Annotated in this window: 23 protein-coding genes; 15 read left to right on the plus strand and 8 right to left on the minus strand. The window is 65.4% G+C overall.

Annotated features, from left to right (window positions below; genetic code table 11):
* Positions 1–15 precede the first annotated feature (15 nt).
* Positions 16–825, minus strand: a complete 810-nt coding sequence (locus M1247_RS20480) for an IclR family transcriptional regulator (protein ID WP_317158214.1) — start codon at positions 823–825, stop codon at positions 16–18.
* Positions 826–1,059: 234 nt separating this feature from the next.
* On the opposite strand from M1247_RS20480, the gene M1247_RS20485 reads away from it, so the two are divergent.
* Both M1247_RS20485 and M1247_RS20490 read left to right on the plus strand, forming a co-directional pair.
* On the plus strand, positions 1,060–1,917 hold the full coding sequence (locus tag M1247_RS20485; protein WP_317158215.1) for a siderophore-interacting protein: 858 nt from the start codon (positions 1,060–1,062) through the stop codon (positions 1,915–1,917).
* Positions 1,918–1,949: 32 nt separating this feature from the next.
* Entirely contained in the window at positions 1,950–3,116 is a 1,167-nt protein-coding gene (locus M1247_RS20490) for an alpha-hydroxy-acid oxidizing protein (RefSeq protein ID WP_317158216.1), read from the plus strand.
* Between the two features lie 30 nt (positions 3,117–3,146).
* Here M1247_RS20490 and M1247_RS20495 read toward each other — a convergent pair whose 3' ends face one another.
* From M1247_RS20495 to M1247_RS20505, 3 genes are all read right to left on the minus strand, one after another.
* Positions 3,147–3,533 carry a RidA family protein gene (locus M1247_RS20495; RefSeq protein ID WP_317158217.1) on the minus strand — a complete coding sequence of 129 codons (387 nt, stop codon included), beginning with the start codon at positions 3,531–3,533 and terminating at the stop codon, positions 3,147–3,149.
* A gap of 83 nt (positions 3,534–3,616) precedes the next feature.
* Entirely contained in the window at positions 3,617–4,657 is a 1,041-nt protein-coding gene (locus M1247_RS20500) for an aminotransferase class V-fold PLP-dependent enzyme (RefSeq protein ID WP_317158218.1), read from the minus strand.
* On the minus strand, positions 4,654–5,052 hold the full coding sequence (locus tag M1247_RS20505) for a RidA family protein (protein ID WP_317158219.1): 399 nt from the start codon (positions 5,050–5,052) through the stop codon (positions 4,654–4,656). The genes M1247_RS20500 and M1247_RS20505 overlap by 4 nt, the downstream gene beginning before the upstream one ends.
* Positions 5,053–5,506: 454 nt before the next feature.
* Here M1247_RS20505 and M1247_RS20510 point away from each other — a divergent pair, with 454 nt between their 5' ends.
* The 4 genes from M1247_RS20510 to M1247_RS20525 are packed head-to-tail and all read left to right on the plus strand — an operon-like array spanning position 5,507 to position 9,328.
* Entirely contained in the window at positions 5,507–6,391 is an 885-nt protein-coding gene (locus tag M1247_RS20510) for an ABC transporter substrate-binding protein (RefSeq protein ID WP_317158220.1), read from the plus strand.
* Complete coding sequence (locus M1247_RS20515; RefSeq protein ID WP_317158221.1) at positions 6,388–7,248, plus strand: ABC transporter permease; 861 nt, start codon at positions 6,388–6,390, stop codon at positions 7,246–7,248. Before M1247_RS20510 ends, M1247_RS20515 begins: the two co-directional genes overlap by 4 nt.
* Positions 7,245–8,036 carry an ABC transporter ATP-binding protein gene (locus M1247_RS20520; RefSeq protein WP_317158222.1) on the plus strand — a complete coding sequence of 264 codons (792 nt, stop codon included), beginning with the start codon at positions 7,245–7,247 and terminating at the stop codon, positions 8,034–8,036. The genes M1247_RS20515 and M1247_RS20520 overlap by 4 nt, the downstream gene beginning before the upstream one ends.
* Positions 8,033–9,328, plus strand: a complete 1,296-nt coding sequence (locus M1247_RS20525; protein WP_317158223.1) for an NAD(P)/FAD-dependent oxidoreductase — start codon at positions 8,033–8,035, stop codon at positions 9,326–9,328. Before M1247_RS20520 ends, M1247_RS20525 begins: the two co-directional genes overlap by 4 nt.
* Before the next feature lie 67 nt (positions 9,329–9,395).
* Here M1247_RS20525 and M1247_RS20530 read toward each other — a convergent pair whose 3' ends face one another.
* Positions 9,396–10,142, minus strand: coding sequence for an alpha/beta hydrolase (locus M1247_RS20530; RefSeq protein WP_317158224.1), 747 nt, complete (start codon positions 10,140–10,142; stop codon positions 9,396–9,398).
* 64 nt (positions 10,143–10,206) lie between these two features.
* On the opposite strand from M1247_RS20530, the gene M1247_RS20535 reads away from it, so the two are divergent.
* From M1247_RS20535 to M1247_RS20560, 6 genes are all read left to right on the plus strand, one after another.
* Positions 10,207–12,867 (plus strand): helix-turn-helix transcriptional regulator, encoded by a 2,661-nt coding sequence (locus tag M1247_RS20535; protein ID WP_317158225.1) that lies wholly within the window; start codon positions 10,207–10,209, stop codon positions 12,865–12,867.
* Between the two features lie 86 nt (positions 12,868–12,953).
* Positions 12,954–13,577 (plus strand): TetR/AcrR family transcriptional regulator, encoded by a 624-nt coding sequence (locus M1247_RS20540; protein ID WP_317158226.1) that lies wholly within the window; start codon positions 12,954–12,956, stop codon positions 13,575–13,577.
* Between the two features lie 24 nt (positions 13,578–13,601).
* The gene (locus M1247_RS20545) at positions 13,602–14,648 is read left to right on the plus strand and encodes an oxygenase MpaB family protein (RefSeq protein ID WP_317158227.1); all 1,047 of its coding nucleotides are present in this window, start codon (positions 13,602–13,604) and stop codon (positions 14,646–14,648) included.
* The gene (locus tag M1247_RS20550) at positions 14,645–16,591 is read left to right on the plus strand and encodes an acyl-CoA dehydrogenase family protein (RefSeq protein WP_317158228.1); all 1,947 of its coding nucleotides are present in this window, start codon (positions 14,645–14,647) and stop codon (positions 16,589–16,591) included. The genes M1247_RS20545 and M1247_RS20550 overlap by 4 nt, the downstream gene beginning before the upstream one ends.
* A gap of 66 nt (positions 16,592–16,657) precedes the next feature.
* Positions 16,658–17,560 carry a tyrosine recombinase XerC gene (locus tag M1247_RS20555; protein WP_317158229.1) on the plus strand — a complete coding sequence of 301 codons (903 nt, stop codon included), beginning with the start codon at positions 16,658–16,660 and terminating at the stop codon, positions 17,558–17,560.
* Between the two features lie 92 nt (positions 17,561–17,652).
* Entirely contained in the window at positions 17,653–18,534 is an 882-nt protein-coding gene (locus M1247_RS20560; RefSeq protein WP_317158230.1) for an alpha/beta fold hydrolase, read from the plus strand.
* Here M1247_RS20560 and M1247_RS20565 read toward each other — a convergent pair.
* Together M1247_RS20565 and M1247_RS20570 are read right to left on the minus strand one after the other, a co-directional pair.
* Positions 18,518–19,447, minus strand: a complete 930-nt coding sequence (locus tag M1247_RS20565; protein ID WP_317158284.1) for a TIGR03621 family F420-dependent LLM class oxidoreductase — start codon at positions 19,445–19,447, stop codon at positions 18,518–18,520. The genes M1247_RS20560 and M1247_RS20565 overlap by 17 nt on opposite strands.
* A 59-nt stretch (positions 19,448–19,506) precedes the next feature.
* Positions 19,507–19,953: a winged helix-turn-helix transcriptional regulator gene (locus M1247_RS20570; protein WP_317158231.1), complete on the minus strand. Its 447-nt coding sequence runs from the start codon at positions 19,951–19,953 to the stop codon at positions 19,507–19,509.
* A gap of 115 nt (positions 19,954–20,068) precedes the next feature.
* Between M1247_RS20570 and M1247_RS20575 the strand changes: the two genes are divergently transcribed.
* Entirely contained in the window at positions 20,069–21,247 is a 1,179-nt protein-coding gene (locus M1247_RS20575; RefSeq protein WP_317158232.1) for an MFS transporter, read from the plus strand.
* Here the strand turns inward: M1247_RS20575 and M1247_RS20580 are convergent.
* The gene (locus tag M1247_RS20580; protein WP_317158285.1) at positions 21,244–21,738 is read right to left on the minus strand and encodes a M23 family metallopeptidase; all 495 of its coding nucleotides are present in this window, start codon (positions 21,736–21,738) and stop codon (positions 21,244–21,246) included. The two genes, M1247_RS20575 and M1247_RS20580, sit on opposite strands and share 4 nt — an antisense overlap.
* 294 nt (positions 21,739–22,032) lie before the next feature.
* Between M1247_RS20580 and rpsB the strand changes: the two genes are divergently transcribed.
* Positions 22,033–22,848: a 30S ribosomal protein S2 gene (gene rpsB / locus M1247_RS20585; RefSeq protein ID WP_317158233.1), complete on the plus strand. Its 816-nt coding sequence runs from the start codon at positions 22,033–22,035 to the stop codon at positions 22,846–22,848.
* An 11-nt stretch (positions 22,849–22,859) separates the two neighbouring features.
* Positions 22,860–23,687 carry a translation elongation factor Ts gene (gene tsf / locus M1247_RS20590; RefSeq protein ID WP_317158234.1) on the plus strand — a complete coding sequence of 276 codons (828 nt, stop codon included), beginning with the start codon at positions 22,860–22,862 and terminating at the stop codon, positions 23,685–23,687.
* Positions 23,688–23,725 lie beyond the last annotated feature (38 nt).

Below are 23,725 nucleotides of genomic sequence, written 5' to 3' on the forward strand. Positions count from 1 at the left end.
AGCGGCGATGCCGGCTTAGGCGATACCCAGGGCGCCGTCGTCGCTGCTCGCCTCGTCGACCCTGGCGCCGAAACTGGCTGAGAAGTCCGCGGCCGTAGCGGCCACGGATCGGGCGATTTCTTCGGCCTGTTCCGCGGTCTTGGTGGCGGACATGTAGGCGACCCCGAGCGCGGCAACGGCACGGCCATCGCGGGTGAGCACGGGACTGGCGATGCAGTCGATACCGGAAGTCGTCGTGCCCTTTTCGTGGGCGTAGCCGTTGTTGCGCACCGATTGCAGAACATCGCGCAAGGCGGACAGTGAGGTGGGGCCCTCGCCCGTGCGGGACAGCCAGGAGTAGCCGTCGTACAGGGTGGACAACTGCTCGACATCGAGACGGCTCAGGATGGCTCTGCCGACCGCGGTCAGGTGGGCAGGCAACCGAGACCCGACCTCGGTCACCAACCGGACTCCCGGCGTCAAGGGCTCGCGCTTGTCCAGGTAGATGACGTCGGTGCCCTGCAGTACGGCCAGGTGCGACGTCTCGTTGACCGCGTTGGTCAGGGCGAGCATGTAGCGCTGACCGGCCCGGTGTAGCGGTCCGGACCTCATATAGGACGCACCGACCTCGAATGCGGAAACGCCGAGGGTCCAGGCTCGCTGATCGGGCCAGTAGGACACGAAGCGCCGCTCCCGCATCACGTTGAGCAGGTGATGAGTGGTGCTCTTCGGCATGGACAGAGTTTCGGCGATCTCCATGGTCGCCATCGGAACTCCCCGCCGCGCCAACAGATCCAGCACGTCCATGACGCGCTCCGCAGACTTCACCCGACTCGCAGTCGCCACAGCGGCCCCTCTTCCAAGCAACCTGTCTCGCATACAAGACAGCAATCTGTGATCAGGGTAGCTGACCTGGTGGTGCACCCGGTGTCGCGTGGTGTCGCGGTGTCGGTCGGCCCGGCTGAGAGGTGTCGAACGGGGGGTTGGGCCAGCCCTGGTAGGAGCCATCGAGCGGGGCCGTCTCCGTATAGTCGGCGAGGTCGACCAATGACGAGTCGGCGAACGAGTTTTGGAGGCGGTATGGCGGCACGTCCAGTGCATACGTTTCAGGTGGTGCGACGCGAAGAGGTGACCCCGCACATGGTGCGGCTCGTGCTCGGGGGCGCGGGCAAGGGCACCGGCTTTGACACCTTCTCACCGAACGATTCCACCGACGCCTACGTCAAGCTCGTCATCGTCGGGAACGGCGTCGATGTGGATACGCTGCCCCGGCCGCTGACGCTGGACAGTTTCAACGAACTGCCCGTCGAGCATCGCCCCACGGTGCGGACGTACACCCTGCGCCGGGTCGACGAGCAACGCGGTGAGATCGCCATCGACTTTGTCGTCCACGGCGACCACGGCGTCGCCGGACCGTGGGCGTCGACGGCCCAGATCGGTCAACCCGCCTACCTGATGGGACCCAGTGGTGCCTACGCACCGGATCCCGCGGCGGACTGGCATCTGCTCGCCGGTGACGAGGCCGCGCTCCCGGCGATCAGCCGAGCACTGGAAGCCTTGCCCGGCAATGCTGTTGGCAAAGTCTTCATCGAAGTCGGCGGACCCGAGGATGAGGTCGCGCTGAGTGCACCCGACGGTGTCGAGGTCAACTGGATCTACCGGGGCGGGCGTGCGGATCTGGTCGGCGAGGAGCAGGCCGGTGACCACGCACCGCTGATCGCGGCGGTCAAGGAAGCGCAGTGGTTGCCCGGCCAGGTGCAGGTCTTCATCCATGGAGAAGCCCAGGCGGTGATGCACAATCTGCGGCCCTACATCCGCAAGGAGCGTGGCGTCGACGCGAAATGGGCGTCGTCGATCTCCGGCTACTGGCGGCGCGGGCGCACCGAGGAGACGTTCCGGCAGTGGAAGGCCGAGCTGGCCAAAGCGGAAGCGGGCTGACCGGCCGACGCCGGGATGGCAGGGTAGCCGTCATGGCATTCGGCGACTACCAACTCGAGATCTATCTTCAGGGCTTGTCCGGCGTGCTGCCGACCATGCCCATGGACTACACCGAACTGGAAGCCAAGGCGCACGCCGCGATGCCGCCGTCGGTGTGGTCCTACGTCGCGGGCGGTGCGGGCGACGAACGCACCCAGCGGGTCAACCGCACCGCGTTCGACCGGTGGGGTCTGATGCCGCGGATGTTCAATGCGCAGCGTGAACGCGATCTCTCGGTCGACCTGTTCGGGCTCAAACTGCCCTCTCCGGTGTTCATGGCGCCGATCGGGGTGCTGGGCATCTGCGGTCAGGACGGCCACGGTGATCTGGCCGGTGCCCGCGCGGCCGCGGCCACCGGCGTGCCCATGGTGGTCTCCACACTCACCGAAGATCCGTTGGAGGATGTCGCCGCCGAATTCGGGGACACCCCAGGGTTTTTCCAGCTCTACACGCCGACGGACCGGGAGCTGGCAGCCAGCCTGGTGCAGCGTGCGGAGGCCGCCGGATTCAAGGGTATCGTCGTCACGCTGGACACCTGGGTGCCCGGATGGCGCCCACGCGACCTGGCCACCTCGAACTTCCCGCAACTGCGCGGAAAATGTCTGGCCAACTACACCAGCGACCCGGTGTTCCGCGCCGGCTTGTCGCAGCCGCCGGAGGAGAACCTGCAAGCCACAGTGCTGCGTTGGGTGTCGCTTTTCGGCAATCCGCTGACGTGGGACGACCTTCCGTGGCTGCGCTCGCTGACCACCTTGCCCCTTATCGTCAAGGGCATCTGCCATCCCGACGACGCGCGCCGGGCCCGCGACGGCGGGGTCGACGGCATCTACTGCTCCAACCACGGCGGCCGCCAGGCCAACGGCGGGATTCCCGCAATCGACTGCCTCCCTGCAGTGGTGGAGGCCGCCGACGGTTTGCCGGTGTTGTTCGACTCGGGTATCCGCAGCGGCGCCGACATCGTCAAGGCGCTGGCGCTCGGTGCCAGCGCCGTCGGGGTGGGACGTCCGTATGTGTTCGGCCTGGCCCTGGGCGGCGCCGACGGCATTGTGCACGTGCTGCGTTCACTGCTTGCCGAAGCTGACCTCATCATGGCCGTCGACGGTTATCCGACGCTGGCCGATCTCACGCCAGGAGCGCTGCGCCGGGTGCACGTCGAGTAGGCGATCACTCGTTGCGCAGCGGATGGTGGGTTACGCAAGGGCGATGACGTCGATTTCGACTCCCATTCCCGCCAGAAGCGTTGCCTGCACTGCGGTTCGGGCAGGTGGCAGGCCACCGATGCGTTCGGCCCAGACCGCATTGACAACCTGCCAGTCGGCAAGATCTGCGAGGAACACCGTGGCCTTCACGATGCGATCAAGGCCCGACCCCGCCGCGGTGAGCACGGCGTCGAGATTGTCGATCGTGAGTTGGGTCTGCTCGGCGATGCTGCCATGTGCGACCTCACCGGTGCCCGGCACAATCGGGCCCTGACCTGACGTGAACACGAAATCCCCGCAAACGATGCCGGGGGAGTAGTGACCGCCGCCGTACGGGGCGGGTGCGGTGGTGGGCGAGACCGCGTGCTTCTGCGTCACGGGAATCCTTTCGAGATCGGAAATTATGATGAGTCAAGGGTTTTCGTCTGCGGTTGTCGTTGATTGCCCCGGCCACCTCGGACTCATCGGACGGCGGCGACGGCGGCTTCGACATCCTCGAGGTCGTTGTAGAGCGCAAAAGCGAATCGGACATTACCGCCGCGTATCGAGCAACGAAGCCCAGTCGCGGCGACCCGGGCAGGGTCGGCCCCGGGAACGGCCAGGATGCCGGTGCCGGTCGGTGGCAAACCGAGAAGTTCGGCGCACCTGTCGGCCAGTCCGCGGCAGTGTGCTCCAACGCGCCCCACACCGATGTCGGCGAGTAGTTCCAGCGACGCCAATGCCGGCGGTGCGAGGAGCCACGGCAGCGAAAGGTCGAAGCGACGCGCATCGTCGGTCAGAATGCGTGGTGGGCCATAGGGATCTCCCCATGGTTCGGGCGCAGACTTCCAGGAGGACAGCACCGGATCGAGCGTGTGTCGGCGCCTCTCCTGCACTGCCATGAAGGCAATCCCTCGTGGGCAGTGGAGCCATTTGTAGGCCGAGACCGCCAGCACGTCGATCCGGTCGGTGGGTATGTCGACCACTCCTACGGCCTGAGTGCCGTCTACGTACACGAGCGCGTCATGTCCGTCGAGAGCGGTGGTATCGACGAGTGCTCCGTCGGGCGATTGCACCAGAGACAGTGCGACGAGCGCGGTGCGGGAGTCAACGGCGCCGGCGAGGTCACTGCGTGAAGCGATCCGGACTTCGTAGCCGCGCGCTTCGAGTGTGAGGAACGGCCAGAGTGCGGACTGATGCTCGTCGCGGAGCAGGACGATGTTCGCGCCAACGTCGGCATCCGGCATCGCCGAAGCGACAATGCCTGCCGCGACATGTGCTGCACCGACCAGCGCAATGTCTGCCGCATGCAATCCGACCAGCCGGGCGAATGTCTCCCGGCATCGTTCGCCGACGGATTCCCAGGCCAGCCAATCCGGGTTGCCTTGCCAGTCAGCGAATGCCTGCCGTCCGGCCGCCACCGCGGCATCGGGGGGCAGCCCGACGCTCGCAGTGTTGAGGTAGCCGCGACTGGCCGCCCCACGGAATACATCCCGGAACGAGTTCGGCGATCGGTCCGTCATGACACGGCTCCGATCTCTGCCTGGCTGGGCGGGGAAAGCGCTGCACCGCCGTTGTCGACGAAGGCGACAGCTGTCATCTCGACAGACAGTCCCGCGGGCAATGCCGCCACCTCGATGGTGGTCCGAGTCGGCAAGGGTATGCCGTCGAATGCCCGCACGTACGCACGATCCATTTCGGCCCGGCTGGAAATGTCGGTCACGTAGCAGGTGACGGAGACCAGGTCGGCCAGGCCGAGGTTCTCGGATCTGAGGGTGTCGGCGATATTGTCCAGGGTCCGTCGCGTCTCTGCTGCCAGACCTCCCGGGACAAGCGCGCCGTCCTCGTCGAAACCGCATTGGCCGCTCAGGAACAATAGGTTTCCGGCCCGGCGGGTGGGGGAGAAGAGGGATGTCATCAACGGGGATCCTTGTGGGTTGAGGCGCGGAGAAGCGGGACAGCTCCGCTACGTAGTGGCAGACGGTGACCGGAATGTGCGGACACCCGGTTCGGGGAAAGCCCGGCCGCATCCCGCGTAATACCCTGAAGCGGAGCATATTTCGAGCGACTGAAGTTAGATGATGCACTCGTGGACGCGTCTGCCGCAAGTGCTGGCCGATATTTGACCCGTATTCCTCAGCAAAGACCGGGAACTTCTCGGACACTGCGGGGGTATCCCAGTGGATTCACCGATGCAGGTGTGATGCGGGTCGCATAACGTATCGACGACCATCAACCAGGTTGCATGAATGGAGCATTCCATGAGACGCGGGCCCACAGCCTTGACAGCGGTAGTGATTTTCGTACTTGGCCTCCTCGCCGGCTGCGGGTCGGACGCCGAATCTTCTTCCGGCTCCTCTGGAGCCGTCGCGATGAACATCGCAATCAATCCATGGATCGGTTATGGCCCCTGGTATGTGGCCAAGGCCAAGGGTTTTGACAAGGCGCACGGTGTTGATTTGCAGTTCGTCGACTTCGTCGACAACAAAGATCTATACGCCGCAGTTGCCTCCGGTCGACTGGATTCCACCGAGGCGCTGATAAGCACGGCGTTGCGATTTCAGTCGTCCAATATTCCGCTCAAAGTAGTTCTGTTCCAGGATGTCTCAAACAAGGCCGATGCGCTGATCGGTGCCGAGGGAGTCGGCTCGGTAGCGGATTTGCGGGGAAAGAAGGTTGCCTACGACGAAGGTGGTGGCCATGAGATGTTTCTGCGTCTGGCGCTGGAGAAGGCGGGCTTGACGATGACTGACATCGACGGAGTTCCGTTGTCCCCTGACAAGGCTGGAGCTGCGTTGATCGCAGGTGAGGTCCAGGCCGCAGTTACCTACGAGCCCTACATCGGGCAAGCGCTCGCCCACAGTGACGGAGCCTCACTTATCGCTTCCGCCGGCGAATTCCCGGGAATCATCTCTGATTCCTGGTTGGTTTCGGACAAGTTCGCCAACGAGCATCCGGACACTGTGACCGGTGCCCTGGAAGCGTGGAACGAGGGAGTCGAGTTCTTCCGGTCCAACGAGGCCGAAGCCATCGCGATCATGGCGAAAGCCGCGGGCGCCGGCGTAGACGAGCTCACGACGACCTATGGCGGCCTGGAACTCTACAACGCCAAGGAATCACTTGAATTTTTCAACACCGGTTTTGACCCGTTGGCCCAGAAAATTCTCGGCATCATGAAAGATCAGGACAGCATCGACGGTCACGCTGATCCGGCCACTCTCGTGGACAAATCCTATCTGAGTGGGGCTGTTCAATGACGATGGCGCCCAATACATTCACACCCGATCGGGTAACCAAGCCCGCTGGCGCGCCCCGACCGGGCCGTGGCCGACGCCCGTACCTGTACCGTGACGTCAGTACGGCTACCTACGCCACCGTGGCGATCTGCGCGCTCGTGGCTTTTGGTGCCATCTGGTGGCTATACGCCAAATTCGGTGGAATGAACCCCCTGTTCTTGCCTTCTCCCGGCCAGGTGGCCCGACGGTTCGTGGAGTACTCCACGACAGATCTTCTGGCTGACACCACGGCAAGCTTCAATCGGGTGACGATCGGTTTCATCCTGTCCACCGTCATGGCGGTACCGCTCGGGATCGTGATCGGGACCGTACGGCCGGCGCAGGCGGCGATCGAACCGGCGATGGGCTTCATCCGATACATGCCTGCCGTCGCGTTCGTTCCGCTCACGATCATCTGGATCGGCGTCGGCGAGGAGCAGAAATGGCTCGTCATCTGGATCGGAACCTTCTTCACCCAGGTTTTGATGATCATGGACAACGTCAAAAGGGTGCAGCGCGAGCTGATAGACGTCGGATTCACCCTTGGTCTATCCGACCTGGCCGTACTGCTGCGCATAGTCGTTCCGGCGTCCTCGCCGGCGATCTGGGATACCTTGCGAATCACTCTCGGCTGGGCATGGACGTGGTTGGTTCTGGCTGAGGTGGTAGCCGCCGATGATGGTCTAGGTCATCGAATAACTTTGGCACAGCGCTATTTACAGACAGACACCATATTTGTCGGGCTGATCGTGATCGGTCTCATCGGTCTGGCAATGGACCTCGTGATGAAAGTTCTCGGTCGTCGGCTCTTCCGCTGGGCGGAGAGGGGAAATTCGTGAGTAATGCCAAGGTTGTCGTGCGAAATCTGACCAAGGAGTTCCGGGTCGGCCGAGGGAGCGTACGCGCCGTCGACGATGTTTCCTTCACGATCGATGACAACGAGTTCGTTTCTGTTGTAGGCCCGAGCGGGTGTGGCAAGAGCACGCTGTTGACCGTCGCCGCGGGCCTCACCGATCCCACCGGAGGCAGCGTATTGGTGGACGGGGAAGTGATTCGTGGTCCCGGCCGCGACCGCGGGGTGGTGTTCCAGTCATATTCACTGTTCCCCTGGCTGACTGTCCGGGCCAATATCGAGTTCGCGCTGCGTGGAGAGGAACTGAGTAAGGCAGAACGCAGAAGCAGATCTCTTGAACAGCTTGATGTGGTGGGCCTCGCTGATTTCGCCGATGTCTATCCGGCTCAGCTCTCGGGGGGCATGCGGCAGCGGGTGGCGATCGCCCGCGCGTTGTCCTACCGGCCGAGCGTGCTGCTGATGGATGAACCATTCGGCGCCCTGGATGCTCTCAACAGACGCACCATGCAGGAACTCCTCACTCAAGTGTGGGAGAACCACCGTCTGACAGTACTTTTCATCACCCACGATATCGACGAAGCAGTGTTTCTTTCTGACCGAGTCCTCGTCATGAGTGCACGTCCAGGGCGAATCGTGGAGGAGGTCCACGTCGAGCTCGAGCGGCCACGACGTGTCGAGATGCAATCGACCAAGGAATTCATGGAACTGAAACAACACCTTCTCAGCGCAGTAACGGCTACCGAGCCCGCACCTCAGGCGGGGAGTCTCGCGTGAGTGGTGACGTCGTCGTTGTCGGTGGCGGAGTCGCCGGCATGACTGTTGCCTACGAGCTGGCACTCCATGGTGCGTCCGTGACGGTGCTTGAACGCGGCGAAGATGTTGGCGGCGAGTGTTCTTCGGGCAACGCAGGCATGGTGGCCTCGACACATGCCATGCCACTGGCCAGTCCCGGTGCGCTCCGTGAAGGGCTGCGGTACATGTTGCGCGCAGACAGCCCCTTCTATCTCCGTCCTCGGCCCGGGATGGTGCCGTGGCTGCTGAGATACGGAATGGCCAGCACTCCCGCGCGGGCCCGCGCCGCGGGCCGATTGCTTCTCGACCTTACGCAGGCGGGTCTCGAAGCACATCGTCAGATGCAGGCTGACGGATTGGAGACCGGATTGCAGACCCGTGGCCATCTCGATGCCTATGAGAGCCAGGCGGGTATGGATTCAGGACGCGCGGAGATCCAACACCGTCACGCGCGTGGGCTCCCCGGTGAACTCCTGAGCCCAGATGAGCTCCTGAAATTCGAACCATCTCTGTCCAAGACCCTGGCCGGGGGCGCCTTCTATGAAGATCAGGCGTGGTGTGACCCGCTGGTGTTCATCCGCGCCATCGCGGCGGCCGCGACCGGTCTCGGCGTCACGATCAAAAAGCGCGTCGAAGTGTTGGGCCTGGAGCGCAAGGCCGACCGGATCGTGGCCGCTCGCACCACCGCCGGGCGGATAACCGGTGACACCTTCGTGATCGCGGCAGGAGTGTGGTGCCGGCCCCTGGCCCGATCGGCAGGTCTCTATCTGCCGGTCGAGGGCGGGAAAGGCTACCACGTGGAACTACCGGAATCGGCAGCCCCGCTACGGGTTCCGGTCTACATGGCCGATTCCAGGGTCGTGGCCACTCCGTTGCCCGGCCGTCTTCGATTGTCGGGGACCTTCGAATTGGACGGACTCGACGATCGGGTGGACCCGATACGTGTGCGTGCGATCACCGCGGCCGGTGTGCGTGTCCTTCCTGGGCTTTCCGGGATGGAGGCGGTCGGTGTCTGGCGAGGGTTGCGGCCCTGCGCGCCTGACGGGTTGCCGCTGGTCGGCGCGATCCCGTGGACGCAGAACCTGCTGGTCGACACTGGTCACGGAATCGGCGGGATCACCACAGCTCCGGTCACAGCGCGGCTGATCAGTGAAGTGATTCGGGGGGTCCCGACGAGTCTCCCGATGGACCTCATGCGTCCGGACAGGTTCAAGTCGCTGGCCACGTGGGCAAGGCGAGACAAAGCGATGGCCGGGGAAGCGGTCGTCGGCTGACCCACGGTCGCTTGGCCGGCGGGTTGCACTTCGGCGAATACGTCGTGTGCCGCCCGCCGGCCGGTCCTCAGCCCGTGGTGAGCTTGTCGGACCTGCCCACCGCCAGTGCTTGTAAGAGGTCGGCGAGCGGTTGTGGGCAGGCGAGCGCGGGGGAGTGCCCGGCATCGAGCGAGGCCGGCGTGACGCCGAGTCGTTCGATGGCGAGACGGCGCTGCCAACCCGGGGCGAGCACCCGATCGCGTTCGCACACCACATAGTCGGAAGTCACGTCAGGCCAGACCTCAAGCGGTGACTTCTCTTCGAGCGTCGTCGGCGTCTGCAGGCGGAGCCGACCGACAGCGGCTTCGGCTACGTCAGGAGGGCAGTCGTGGAAAAAGTGCCGTCGCGCAACATCGTTGGTCATCTCGAGCAAACCGTCGTTGCGCGTCAGCCAGGTGAAACCGTCGACTTCCGCGCCCGGCTCGGACCTGAACTGCTGCTCGAGGCTCATCGCCGGGCGAGGCAACACCGCGGCCAGGAACACCATGTGCAGCACCGGGTATTGCCGGGCGACAAGCGGGGCGGTGAGCCCACCGGCCGAATGGCCCACAAGAACCGTCGACAGCGGATCGGTGGCGGTGTGGTTGGGCCCGAGTGCACTTTCCATCGCCTCGATCACGGTCTGTGCGTTGGCTGCGGCGCCCTGACCGAGGCGATCGGATGGGAGCTGTGGCGTCAGGACGCGGTGACCCTGCGCTTCCAACAACGGCACCAGCCCGGACCAGCACCAGCTACCGTGCCAATGGCCGTGAATCAATACGAAGGTGAATGGCATGGCGCCATTGTGTTGCGGCAGGCAATCCATTGACCACGGTGAATTCACCGGGATCGGAGGTCCTATGAGCGACCGCGAGCTCCAGGAGCTCATCAGTCGCGTGGAGGACGGCGACGTCGCGCAACTCGTTCTGATCGGCGCTGTCGGGTCCGGGCGTACCTCGACGCTTCGCGAACTGGCGAGCGAGATGAGTACCCGGGGATGGACGGTCGTCGTTCTGCGTCCCTCGGCCGATGACGCACGGGAGCGAGAGGCGGCGGCACGGGCCCTCGGGGCAGAGCCAGACCAGGCGCATGGCCACGAACGTTTGGTTGGCGCCCTCGTCCGGGCATGGTCCACACCGACCGAGGTGGACCGCCTGATCTGCATCGACGATGTAGACCTACTGGATGATCCAACGGTGCGCGCCGTATGCGCGGCGTGCCGAATGGTGGAGACGAAAGTCGTGATGACCGCGATCGGCGTCGAGCGCCTCGTCGACGGATTGCCAGAAGGCCGTTTTCATCAGCTCTCCGCATGGGAGCCCAAGAGGATCCGTGAACTCATTCGCGGGACTGCTGCCCGCAGCCCGATACCGGAGGTGCTTGATCGGCTGACCTCGTTCGCCGGCGGGAACCCGGGTGCCGCGGTGGCCTTGGCCGCCAGCCTCTCAGAGGCACAGTTACTGGGGTTCGAGCCGATGCTCCCAGTACGTTTCACCGTGCCTCTGACCGTCCGGTTGACATCACGGGTGCCAGTGGAACTCCGGTCTGCCGCGCTGCTCATCGCCTGTGCACCCGGAGCGGCACCTGCGGTGTTCGAACGTGCAGGCGCAGCACTTGGCGTAGGCGATGCGGACTTCGATGCGTTGGAGCGGGCAGGTGTGGCAGAGACCGTCCGTGGTGGACTGGCCTTGCGGCCTCCCGGACTCGGGTTCGCGTTCGAGGCAATGTCGACGCTGGGGGAGCGTAGGCGTACTCATCACGCAGTCGCAGATGCGTACGTCGGCGTGGACGACAGCCGCGTCCTGTGGCACCGGGCGCTGGCGGCTGGTGAGCCCGAAGCCGAGCTCGCCGATCACCTCGAGAAGTTATGCGAGGAAGCTTCCCGAGCGGGCGGTCGGACGTCTGCCTCGCACCTGATGCTCCGGGCCTCCGAGCTGTCGGTGAGTACGTACGAACGAGTCCGAAGGCTGGCTGCGGCAGCTGAATACGCGTGGTTGGAAGGAGCTCCTGCGAGTTCATTACGCCTGCTGGTCGAGGCCGAGCAGCTTTCTGCGGATCCGGATCTCAGGCTCAGAGTCGCCTACGTGCGTGGCAGCATCGAGCTGGCTGCCGGTGCCGAAGAACACGCGTTGAGGGTGATGTCCGACGCGGTCCCGGCGGCACTTGAACGACTCCCACTGTTTGAGGCCACGGCATTGCTGATGCGGGCCTGCGATGCGGCAGTCACCTCCGGCGATGTCATCACGGCCGTCGCACTGGGGCGACAGGCTCAGAATGCGTTGGCGCGAGGAGCCGATTCGGCCAGTTCCGTACGTCTGCAGCTCGTCGCCGGGACGGCGAAGGTGCTTGCTGACGACCTCGAAGCCGGGTTCAGCCTGGTCGACGATGTACGGGCCGTGTGCAAGCAGAACTTCGACCAGTCTCACGCTTTGGTCGGCATGCGCGCAGCCCTGATCGCGGGCGACGCGACAGCCCTGTGGAGCCACGCGGACCTGGCCGTGGACCGGTTGGTGGAGAGCAACAACCGGGGACTGATCCCCTTCGCCACGGCCCGACGGGCACTGGCCGACGTACTTCTCGGCCGCCTGAGGACCGCTGTGGATGTCACAGTCTCCGGCATCGAGGAGTCCGACATGCTGGGCCAGGAGAATTCGCGCGCGGAACACCTTGCCGTGCAGGCCCTTGCCTACGCGCGGGCCGGCGACACCCAGCAAGCGACTGAAGCCGCGGACCTGACCCTCAGGCTGGCCTTCGACTATGGATTGGCCTGGCCGGGCGCAATCGCCGTCTGGGCACTAGGAGAGCTTGAACTGGGTGCAGGCAATCCAGAACGAGCATTCGAACGGCTCACCCTCCTCTGGCACGGCAACCGGTTTGAACGTCACCCGTTGGTTGCCACGCTCGCGGCCGCCGAGCTGGTCGAAGCCGCGGTCCGGGCGGATCGGCCAAGTGAGGGTGACGTGGCGTTCAGACGACTTGTCGCATGGGCCAGGGCGACGGGGAATGCCGCGGTGAGCGGTTCGGTCGAACGGTGTGCGGCTCTGCGATCAGAAGATGGTTGTGACGTAGCCGAGTCGTTCCAGCGGGCACTGGATCTGCACCGCGAGGCTGAGCGACCCTTCGACGAGGCGCGGACATCGCTGGCATACGGGGCGTGGTTGCGCAGGGAAAGGCGCACGTCCGAATGCCGGGCACCGTTGCGCATGGCCCATGAACGGTTTGAGAGCGTGGGGGCAGTCATGTGGCAGACCAATGCTGCTCAGGAGATGCGAGCAAGTGGGGATGCCGCATTGCGTCCCAACGTTTCGCGGACCGGGACGCATCTCACCGGGCAGGAGCTGACCATTGCCCGGATGGTGGCGGATGGTGATTCCAATCGTCAAGTGGCGGAGAGGCTTTCGCTGAGCGTGCGCACAGTGGAATACCATCTGCGCAATGTCTTCGTGAAGCTTGGCCTGCGCTCTCGAACCGAACTCGCGATCCACTACCACATGTTGGGCGACGGTGGCGACGCCCGCTGAGCCGCCGCGATGAGAATGCCCCCGGGGTAAAAGCCCTGTTCATAGACGCTCGCGCAGAATTATTCACTGGTGTAGCATTTTCCTTCATGACTGTAGAAACAGTTCGCGGACGGGCGGCACACCTCGGGCCGGAGCGGCGACGGCCCCAGGTGCTGGATGCGGCGCTGGCCATCGCGGTCCAACAGGGCGTCGCGGCTGTCACCATCGGCGCGGTGGCCGCACGCCTCAACGTCACCCGACCGGTGGTGTACTCGTGCTTCGCCGATCGGGTCGAACTGATCCAGGCCCTTCTCGACCGCGAACAGCGGTTGCTGATCTCCGAGGCGACCGAGGCGCTGCCATACGGTCATCCCGACGCGGACGAGACGGTATTCGTCGAGGGTTTCCAGGCGTTGTTGCGCACCGTCGCCCGCAGGCCCGATTCCTGGCGGGTGGTGATGAGTGCCGACCCCGATCCCGCTGTCGCCGAGCACTTTCACCACGTCCGTGCGGTCATGGCCGACCAGGCCGCCAAGCGACTGGCTCCCACGTTGCAGCGGTGGGGCACAACCGATGCCGAGCGCAAATTACCCGTCCTGGTTGAGCAGTTCGTCTCCTCGTGTGGGGCCGCGGTGCGCACCCTTCTGCTCGACGACGGCCGCGACTGGACGCCAACCACGTTGGGCGCCTTTGTCGGCTCAGCCATCTACCGCGCGTTTCGAACCGCCTGATCCACCACCACAGAGGAGTTACCCATGTCCGATCTGCAGCCCATGGCCGATTACGGCTTCTTCGGGCCCGACTCGGTGACCTGGAAGGTCTGGGGTCATGCGACCACGCCCGTCATCGGCCTGCAGCGTGCCGTGGTGGTCGAGGAACTCGACCCTGCACTGATCGCCGCGGTGGACACCACCGGCGCCAACTATGACCGGCCCCGAACCCGGTATGACCGCACGGTGCGGTATTTCGCGATGGTGGCATTCGCCGACACCGAGTCTGTGCTCAAAGCTGCCGATGTATTGGTGAAGGTGCACTCCAAGGCCATCGGCACCGAACCGGTCAGTGGCAACAGGTACGACGCGAACGATCCACACTCGCAACTGTGGATCCTGCTCACCGGATGGCATTCGGTGCTGAAGGCCTACGAGATGTACGGCGGCGGAAAGCTCACGCCGGAAGAAGAGGACCGCTACTGGCAGGACTGCGCGACGGCCGCCGAGTTCCAGACCTGTGATCCGGTCGATGTACCCCGCACCCGCGACGGCATCAACGAATACTTCGAACAGATGCGGCCGCACCTCGCCGTCAGCGAGGCCGCCCGGGCGATGATGGATCACCTGCTCAACGCGAAAGTTGTGCTGCCCCCAGTCCCGTTCGTCGCGCGACCGGCGGTCGAAGTCCTCAACTGGGTGCTGCGCGCCGGGACCATCGCCACGATGCCGCGGTGGATGCGCAAGCTCAGCGGCTTCGATCAGCCACGGGTGGTCGACCTCGCGGTCCGGCCCGTGCTCAAAGTGGGCTTCGGCGTCATCGACCGTATCCCGAAGTTGAAACTGTTGGTGGCCAAGGTGATCGCGCCATCGGTGGTGCCGATTGCAGGCCCGTACGTCATGGGCATACCGCCGCGGTCTCCCGAGGTGCTCACCCCGGCCGAAGGGCGCGACCGGTACGGGTATGTGAAGCCGGCCGAGGCGCACAAGGAGCTCCGGGCCAGTCAGCACGAACGGGTCTTCGGGCAGGGACGGCTCCCCAGTGACGAGGGCCTCATCGAATCTCAATCCTATTTGGGCAGTTTGGCATGACCACTACCCCGATCACACAATCCGATGTGCTGCTCGATCCGCACCGTACCGACTTCACCCAGTTCGACGCGCGCACCCGGGAGATCTTCCGGCTCACCATCGACTTCTTCGAGTCGCGCGGTAAGCGCTGGCTCAAGCAACAGGACCGGGACCGGGTCTGGTACGGCGATTTCCTCGACCTGGTCAAGCGCGAAGCGATCTTCGCGACGTTCCTGACGCCGGCATCGGAGGCCGGTGGGAACCCGGACAAGCGGTGGGACACCGCGCGCAACGCCGCGTACAGCCAGATCCTCGGTTTTTACGGCATGCAGTATTGGTACGTCTGGCAGGTCACCATCCTCGGCATGGGGCCCATCTGGCAGTCACGAAATGCCAGCGCACGCAAGAAGGCTGCAGCACTGCTGGATTCGGGTGAGATCTTCGCGTTCGGCTTGTCCGAGCAGGCGCACGGCGCCGACGTCTACTCGACCGACATGGTCCTCGATCCCAACCTCGACGGCGGCTTCACCGCGAATGGCGGCAAGTACTACATCGGTAACGGCAACCTCGCCGGCATGGTGTCGGTGTTCGGCCGCCGATCCGACAAGCCGATCATCGACAGTTCCGACCTCGACCGGCACCGCCCCGAGCAGGATTTCGAAGGCTACCTGTTCTTCGCGGCCAACAGCCAGCACCCGGCCTACCGGCTGCGCAAGAATGTCGTCGACAGTCAGATGTACGTCGCCGCTTTCGATCTGGACAATTACCCGGTCAACGCAGACGACGTCCTGCACGAGGGTAAAGCGGCCTTCAACGCGGCCATCAACACCGTCAACATCGGCAAGTTCAATCTCGGTTTCGGCGCTATCGGAGCGTGTGAGCACGCCATGTACGAGGCCACCACCCACGCCGAGAACCGGATTCTCTTCGGGCAGCGGGTGACCGAGTTTCCCCAGATCCGGCGGATGCTCGCCGAGAGCTACGCCCGGCTGGTCGGGATGAAGCTCTACAGTGAACGCGCCGTGGACTACATGCGCAGCGCGGGTGCGCATGATCGGCGGTACCTGTTGTTCAATGCGATCGAGAAGATGAACGTCACCCGCGAGGGCGAGAAGATCATCATGTTGCTCGCCGATACGATCGCGGCGAGGGCGTTCGAATCCGACATGTACTTCACCATGGCGCTGCTCGGTGTCACCGGTCTGCCGCGACTGGAAGGCACGGTGCACGTCAACATGGCGCTGTCGCTGAAGTTCATGCAGAACTACATGTTCGGGGCCGCTGACACAGCACTGGCGGCGATGAACGTCCTGCCGGTCGGCCGGGCGCCGGGTCCGGTGCTCCGCGCACTTTCCGGCGGTCTGCGCGCCGCGGGTGGCGCACTCGTGGATTCGCCGTTGGCGCAATGGGTCCCGCAACTCAAACCGCTGCTCGCTGCATTGCCCGAGGTCCCGACCCGCAAGGAGCCCGCGAATGACGACTTCCTGTTCGCACAGGGACCCAGCAGCGGGCTGTCCCACATCCGGTTCGGCGATTGGCAATCGGTGCTGCGCCGGTTCGCGTCCACCCCCAACGTCGGGGTCTTCCTGGCCCAGGCGCAGGCACTGCAGACATTGCTGGCGGTGGCCACACCCACCGCCGGGCAGCAGCGCGACGTCGACTTCCTGTTCGCCATCGGCGAGATGTTCACGCTGGTCCCGTACGCGCAGTTGATCCTGGAGCAGGCCGAAATCGAGAACAGCGGCACTGACAGCATCGCCGATGTGCTCGACCAGCTCTTCGAGGTCCTGGTCACCGACATGTCCACGCACGCGACCAAACTGCACTGCCACCCGGCGGCCACCGGAGTACAGAAGCAGCGCGCGCTCGACATCATCGCGAAGCCGACCGCCGATGCCGAGCGTCACGATCGTGTGGTCACCCGAGCCCGCGGACTGGCCGGTCGTTACGAAATGACACCGTGAGGTCACACCCCGCCGGTCCCCGGCGCGTCGGGTAGACACCTGCGCAGCGTCTGACACCGTGGGGGAGTGGACGCCGTGCTGGACGAGTTCGACGAGTACCTCGGGTTGGAACGTGGTCATTCCGCGCACACCCGCCGGGCATATCGCGGTGACCTGACGGCGCTGTTCAGCTTCCTCGGGCAGCGGGGAGTCGAGCAGGCGATCGCCAACCTGACCCTGCCCCTGCTGCGATCGTGGCTGGCCGATCAGGCCGCGGCAGGCGCAGCCCGCACCACACTGGCCAGACGTACTTCCGCGATCAAGACGTTCACCGCGTGGGCGGTCCGACGGGGACTGCTGGCCGCCGACCCCGCCGGCCGGCTACAAATGCCGAAGGCGCGCCGCACCTTGCCTGCAGTCCTGCGACAGGACCAGGCGCTCGATGCGATGGCTGCGGCGAAATCCGGTGCCCAGCAGGGAGATCCGCTGGCGCTACGGGACCGGTTGATCGTCGAGCTCCTCTACGCCACCGGCATCCGGGTCAGCGAACTGTGCGGCCTCGACATCGACGACATCGACACCTCCCGGCGGGTACTGAGGGTGCTGGGCAAAGGCAACAAGCAGCGGACCGTGCCGTTCGGAGAACCGGCCCTTCAGGCGCTGGGTGCCTGGTCGTCGGAGGGGCGCCCGGCGCTGGCCACCGCTGATTCCGGACCCGCACTGCTGCTGGGCGCGCGCGGCAGGCGCCTGGACCCGCGGCAGGCCCGGACCGTCGTGCACCAGACCATGTCCGCAGTCGAGGGTGCACCCGATATAGGGCCACATGGTCTGCGGCACAGCGCCGCGACCCATCTGCTCGAAGGCGGGGCCGACCTTCGCGTCGTACAGGAACTCCTCGGCCACACCACACTGGCCACCACCCAGCTCTACACCCACGTCACGGTGGCCAGGCTGCGCGCCGTGCACGATCAGGCCCATCCCCGGGCCTGAAACCAGCCGAGTGTTGGCTTGTGTGCGAGATTTCGCCGAAAACTCGCACACAAGTCGACGTTGGCCGAACAGGGTCGAACAGAGAGGACACCTTGACCCGGACCACTGTCGATTTACCGTCGGGACCCATCTCCTATCTCATCTGGGAACACGAGAACCCAACTCAGACCGTCCTGCTGCTGCACGGCGGCGGGGTGGACAGCGCGTCGTTGTCCTGGGGCGGCATCGGCCCGCGACTGGCCGCGGCCGGTTACCGTGTCATCGCCCCGGACCATCCTGGTTATGGCCACAGCCCAGCCGCGCAACTGCCGGTGACCCAGGAGCGATTGGTCGCCTACGTGGGGGAGCTGGCCGACGCGTTGGACCTCGCCGACTATGCGATCGGCGGTTTGTCCTTGGGTGGGGGCATGACGATCGGCCATGTGCTGGACCGGCCCGACCGCGTGACGGGCGCGATGATGCTGGGCAGCTACGGCATCATGCCCCGGCTGTCGGACGGCCCACTGTCGCTGCCGCGGCAGCTGCTCACCTGGGCGATGGTGCGCACCGGGCTGTTGGGTGCGCTGACGCGTTGGGTCGGCACCAACCGGGCCGCGATGGTCAGGAGCATGCGGCCCCTGGTTAGGGATCCCGCGCAGCTCACCGACGAACTGATGGAGGAGATCATGGCCGCGGCGAGCCAGCCCGGCGGCTTCGACGTGTTCGAGCAGTGGCAGCGCGACCAGGTGCGGTGGAACAGACTGCGCACCGACTACACCCCACGATTGGCCACGTTTGCGCGCCCGGCGCTCGTCGTTCACGGCGACCGCGACACCGGTGTGCCTGTCGCCCGGGCCCGCGCGGCCGCCCAGCTGATACCGGATGCTGAACTGAAAGTCGTTGTCGGCGCTGGCCATTGGGTGCAGCGGGACCAGCCCGACATCGTGGCCGAAGCCATGACCGGATTTCTGCGCCGCCTCAACGCAGCAGCTTGATCACCTCGGCGATGACCGGCAGCGCCGAAGCCCGCCCCGGCCACTCGTCGAACACCGTCCAGTAGCTGATGCCGAACCGTTCCCGGCGCTCGCACAGTGCCTCGGCCATCTGCTCATGAGTCCCCAGCAGTGCAAACGGGGACTCCAACAACAGATCGGGCTCCACCCCGAACGGTGCGGCCAGCTCGGCAGCGGCCGTGGCCCGGTCGTCGGTGTGCACCACGAACTGGAGCAGCGCGTTGAGTTCGATCGCATCGAAACGGTCACCGGCGGCGTCGCGCACGACCGCGATGCGGTCGGCCAGGCCCACCGCATCGAAATGAGTCAGTCGCACCTCGGTGGCGTCGTGGTTGTGGCTGAACCCGGCCAGCCCGACGATATCGGCAAGCCGACCCGCAAGCTGAAGTACGCGGGTGCCGTTGCCGCCGATCAGCAGTGGCACCGCAACCCCGGGTGCCGCGACGAGTTGGCCGGCGTCCGCGCGGACGCAGTAGTGTGCACCGTCGACGTCGACCGCCTCGCCGGTCAGCAGCGGCCGGATCACCTCGACGGCTTCGATCAGCCGGTCGACGCGGATACCGCCCCGGTCGAACTTCAGTCCGGCGCCGTCGTATTCGGATTTCATGTGGCCGGCACCGAGCCCCAACTCGAACCGCCCGCCGGACAGTGCCGCGACACTGGCTGCCTCACGGGCGGTCTCGACCGGGTGGCGTAAGTCGTTGTTGAGCACGAGCGTGCCGGTGTGCAGCCGGGACGTGACCGCACAGGCCGTCGCGACGCCCGAGAATGGTGACAGCGAAGCCACCAGGTGATCCGGGACGGTCAGGACATCGAACGCGGATTTCTCGACGTCGACCGCGAACCCGGCAAACTCCGGACCGCGGGGCAGTGCGGTGTGCAGACCGAAACGCATCGGTCGATTGCGATGTGCAGCGATGGCTTTCGGGGTGGTCACGCTTCGAGGGTAGGTGCTCAGCTGACCTTGTTGACGGTGGTGTCGTCAGCGTCAAGGCGCCGTCCGTCAGCGGCATAGACCTCCAGTGCCCGCACGGGACGACCGTTGGCTCGGTCGACCATCTCGGAGTGTGACTCGCCGGAACTGAAGAGGTTCTGTTCACCCCACTGCCGCAACGCGACGATCACCGGGAAGAGCCCCTTGCCTTTCGGTGTCAGGACGTACTCGTGATATGCGCTGCCATCGGAGGCCGGGGCGATCTCGAGGACGCCGGCGGCGACCAGATTGCGCAGGCGCGTGGCCAGGATGTTCTTCGCCACGCCGAGGCTGCGTTGGAACTCCCCGAACCGGCGGCTGCCGTCGAAGGCGTCCCGCACGATCAACAGTGACCACCAATCGCCGATGGAGTCGACCGACCGCGCCACGGGACAGTCGCTGTCATCGAAGCGGGTTCGTTCCACCATGTCGGCCTCCCTCAGAAGTCTGGTTGCAACATGCTACCAAATCGGGTTACGGTCGATCTGGTAGCAAGTTGAAACCGAAATGAGGGAGCTCCGGGTGGTTGGAGGACGCGTAGACATGACAACCGCGGGTGCGGGGCCGTGCAGCTTGTCCAGGGGTGTCACGCTGCTCTTCGCGCTCACGTGCGGGTCGGCCGTGGCCAATGTCTACTTCGCGCAACCACTCCTGGCGACGTTGGGTCGCGAGTTCTCGCTCGGTACCGCGACCGTCGGTGCGGTCGTCACGGTTACCCAAATCGGTTACGGCGTCGGACTTTTCTTTCTGGTGCCACTGGGTGACATGCTCGACCGCCGCCGTCTCATCGTGGCGCAACTGCTGCTTCTGGCGATGGCGTTGACGGCGGTCGGCACCGCCGGTTCTGCAGCGCTCCTGCTGGTGGGCTTCACCACCGTGGGCCTGCTCGCGGTGGTCACCCAGACATCGGTGGCTTTCGCGGCGGCCCTGGCTCCGGCCGAGGAGCGCGGGCGGGTCGTAGGCGTGGTGACCAGTGGTGTGGTCACCGGTATTCTGCTTGCGCGCACCGTATCCGGGTTGTTGGCCGACGTCGCCGGTTGGCGCTCGGTGTACCTCGGTTCAGCGGTGCTGACGTGCGTGCTGGCGCTGGCATTGCACCGCCTGTTGCCGTCACGCACTGGCTCGCGGACATCCGACGGGTACTGGCAACTGCTGGGCTCGGTCGTCACGCTGTTCGCGCGTGAACGACTCCTCCGGGTGCGGGCACTGCTCGCACTGCTGATCTTCGCCGCCTTCAGCGTCCTGTGGAGCAGCGTCGCGCTGCCGCTGAGCGCACCCCCGTTTACCTTGTCCCACACCGCTATCGGAGCCTTCGGGCTAGCCGGAGCCGCGGGCGCACTCGCCGCGACGGTGGCGGGCCGCCTCAATGACCGCGGCTTCTCTCAACGCACCACCGGCATCGGCCTGGTCCTGCTCTCCGGCTCGTGGCTGCCTCTGGCCCTCACGGGGCACTCCCTCTGGGCGTTGGCGGTCGGCGTGATCATCCTCGATCTCGCCGTGCAGGCCGTCCACGTCACCAACCAGACCCTGATCTACGCGTTGCATCCCGAGGCGGGGAGCCGATTGATCGGCGGTTACATGCTCTTCTATTCGATCGGCAGCGCTCTCGGCGCCGTCGCGGCGACCACGCTCTACGCGGCGGCGGGCTGGGTCGCCGTGTGCGCACTGGGCGCGGGGATCAGCATCCTCGCACTCGTCGTGTGGGCGGTCACCCGCGGCTAACCGTGCACCGGCTTGAGCCGGATCGGAGTTTCGGCCAGCAGTCCGAGGGGGTCGACATAGTCGGCCCGCGATGCCGGACCCCACATCGCACCCCAGTGCAGGCACGCCGCCACCGGGCAACCCGCGTGGCCGGGCGCCAGGATGCCGAGCGGATCGCCTGCCGTCACCCGCTGCCCGGCCCGCACCTGCGCCCGCACCGGTTCGTAGCTGGTCCGCAGTCCGCCCGGATGTGCGATCGACACCACCGGACGCCCGGCGAGCTCACCGGCAAACACCACCGTGCCCGGCCCGGCGGCGTACACAGGTTGCCCCGGGGTGGCGGCCAGATCAACGCCGCGGTGACCACGGTTCCAATTCGGCGCCGGCGCGTCGAAACCGCGTGTTACCGCAGGTCGCGGAGTTATCGGCCAGTTCAGGCGGGAGCTGTCGGCCCGCGCGGGCGCCGTGGCCAGCGCCCCGAACACCAGCAACAGGGCCGCCGCATATCTCACCCATCCAGTGCACCGCATCACCCGGCGGTCCCGGTAGCCCGAATCGGCGCCCTGTGGATGGCGGGCCGAGCGTGGCAAAAGCACCCCTGTCCAGCGTGTAAACTCCTATCCGCAGCTCATTTGACCGAGCTGACTTCGCGTGTCTGCACCACGGCCACCCGCAGCGGCGGCCGTACCCGGATGCCGGCGGTCTCGAACTGGAACTTTCCAGGGCGGGTCCGGCAACCAGCGGGCACCAGGGCTTGGCATCACCCGACGCCAGGCGCACAACCGACAACAAGAGGAAATGGCCTAATGGCTGTTGTAACCATGAAGCAGCTGCTTGACAGCGGCGCTCACTTCGGGCATCAGACCCGACGCTGGAATCCCAAGATGAAGCGGTTCATCTTCACCGACCGCAACGGCATCTACATCATCGATCTGCAGCAGACGCTGACCTACATCGACAAGGCCTACGAGTTCGTCAAGGAGACCGTCGCCCACGGCGGCACCATCCTGTTCGTCGGCACTAAGAAGCAGGCCCAGGAGTCCATCGCGGACGAGGCGACCCGCGTCGGCATGCCGTACGTGAACCAGCGCTGGCTGGGCGGCATGCTCACCAACTTCTCCACCGTGCACAAGCGCCTGCAGCGCCTCAAGGAGCTCGAGGCCATGGAGCAGACCGGCGGTTTCGAAGGTCGCACCAAGAAGGAAATCCTCATGCTCACGCGTGAGAAGAACAAGTTGGAGCGGTCGCTGGGTGGTATCAGGGACATGCAGAAGGTGCCCTCGGCCGTCTGGGTCGTCGACACCAACAAGGAGCACCTCGCGGTCGCGGAAGCTCGCAAGCTGAATATCCCGGTGATCGCGATCCTGGATACCAACTGCGACCCCGACCTGGTCGACTACCCGATTCCGGGTAACGATGACGCGATCCGGTCGGCCGCGCTGCTGACCAAGGTCGTGGCCTCTGCGGTCGCCGAGGGTCTGCAGGCACGGTCCGGCCAGGGTGCCGGCGAGAAGCCGGACGCCGCAGCTGCCGAGCCGCTCGCCGAGTGGGAGCAGGAACTGCTCGCCGGCGCCACCGCGGGCGACGCCCCGACCGAGACCCCCACCGGCCAGGACTCATAGGAAAGGCTGATATGGCGAACTACACCGCTGCCGACGTCAAGCGACTTCGGGACCTGACCGGCGCCGGCATGCTCGATTCGAAGAACGCTCTGGTCGACGCTGACGGAGACTTCGACAAGGCGGTCGAACTGCTCCGCATCAAGGGAGCCAAGGACGTCGGCAAGCGTGCCGAGCGTGCGACGGCCGAGGGCCTGGTCGCGGCCAAAGACGGCGCGCTGATCGAGCTCAACTCCGAGACCGACTTCGTCGCCAAGAACGCTGAGTTCCAGGCGCTCGCCGACGAGGTCGTGGCGGCCGCTGCGGCCGCCAAGGCCAACGACGTCGACTCGCTCAAGGCCGCCAAGGCAGGCGACCGGACGGTCGAGCAGGCCATCGCGGAGCTCAGCGCCAAGATCGGCGAGAAGCTTGAGCTGCGTCGTGCCGCCTACTTCGACGGCACGGTCGAGACCTACCTGCACAAGCGTGCGGCCGACCTGCCGCCCGCCGTGGGTGTGCTGGTCGAGTACGAAGCAGGCGATGCGGACAAGGGTGTTGCCGCTGCGCACGCCGTTGCCCTGCAGATCGCCGCGCTCAAGGCGCGCTACCTCACCCGTGAGGACGTGCCGGCGGACATCGTCGCCAACGAGCGGCGTATCGCCGAGGAGACAGCGAAGGAAGAGGGCAAGCCCGAGCAGGCGTTGCCCAAGATCATCGAAGGCCGGGTCACGGGCTACTACAAGGACGTCGTGCTGCTCGATCAGCCGTCGGTGTCCGACAACAAGAAGACCGTGAAGGCTCTGCTGGACGAGGCCGGGGTGACTGTCACCCGCTTCGTGCGGTTCGAGGTCGGACAGGCCTGACAGAAGTAACCCTCATGCGCCGGCGGTACCACTTGGTA

It is taken from the genome of Mycobacterium appelbergii, from assembly GCF_032883035.1.
GTDB lineage: Bacteria > Actinomycetota > Actinomycetes > Mycobacteriales > Mycobacteriaceae > Mycobacterium > Mycobacterium appelbergii.

Bases quoted from the DNA above. Each gene is read 5' to 3' on its own strand.
- M1247_RS20485 (WP_317158215.1), top strand. From the start codon at position 1,060: ATGGCGGCACGTCCAGTGCATACGTTTCAGGTGGTGCGACGCGAAGAG.
- tsf (WP_317158234.1), top strand. From the start codon at position 22,860: ATGGCGAACTACACCGCTGCCGACGTCAAGCGACTTCGGGACCTGACC.
- rpsB (WP_317158233.1), top strand. From the start codon at position 22,033: ATGGCTGTTGTAACCATGAAGCAGCTGCTTGACAGCGGCGCTCACTTC.
- M1247_RS20570 (WP_317158231.1), bottom strand. From the start codon at position 19,953: ATGGTGGAACGAACCCGCTTCGATGACAGCGACTGTCCCGTGGCGCGG.
- M1247_RS20530 (WP_317158224.1), bottom strand. From the start codon at position 10,142: ATGCCATTCACCTTCGTATTGATTCACGGCCATTGGCACGGTAGCTGG.
- M1247_RS20505 (WP_317158219.1), bottom strand. From the start codon at position 5,052: ATGACATCCCTCTTCTCCCCCACCCGCCGGGCCGGAAACCTATTGTTC.
- M1247_RS20510 (WP_317158220.1), top strand. From the start codon at position 5,507: ATGAACATCGCAATCAATCCATGGATCGGTTATGGCCCCTGGTATGTG.
- M1247_RS20535 (WP_317158225.1), top strand. From the start codon at position 10,207: ATGAGCGACCGCGAGCTCCAGGAGCTCATCAGTCGCGTGGAGGACGGC.
- M1247_RS20515 (WP_317158221.1), top strand. From the start codon at position 6,388: ATGACGATGGCGCCCAATACATTCACACCCGATCGGGTAACCAAGCCC.
- M1247_RS20550 (WP_317158228.1), top strand. From the start codon at position 14,645: ATGACCACTACCCCGATCACACAATCCGATGTGCTGCTCGATCCGCAC.
- M1247_RS20540 (WP_317158226.1), top strand. From the start codon at position 12,954: ATGACTGTAGAAACAGTTCGCGGACGGGCGGCACACCTCGGGCCGGAG.
- M1247_RS20575 (WP_317158232.1), top strand. From the start codon at position 20,069: ATGACAACCGCGGGTGCGGGGCCGTGCAGCTTGTCCAGGGGTGTCACG.
- M1247_RS20490 (WP_317158216.1), top strand. From the start codon at position 1,950: ATGGCATTCGGCGACTACCAACTCGAGATCTATCTTCAGGGCTTGTCC.
- M1247_RS20545 (WP_317158227.1), top strand. From the start codon at position 13,602: ATGTCCGATCTGCAGCCCATGGCCGATTACGGCTTCTTCGGGCCCGAC.
- M1247_RS20565 (WP_317158284.1), bottom strand. From the start codon at position 19,447: ATGCGTTTCGGTCTGCACACCGCACTGCCCCGCGGTCCGGAGTTTGCC.
- M1247_RS20500 (WP_317158218.1), bottom strand. From the start codon at position 4,657: ATGACGGACCGATCGCCGAACTCGTTCCGGGATGTATTCCGTGGGGCG.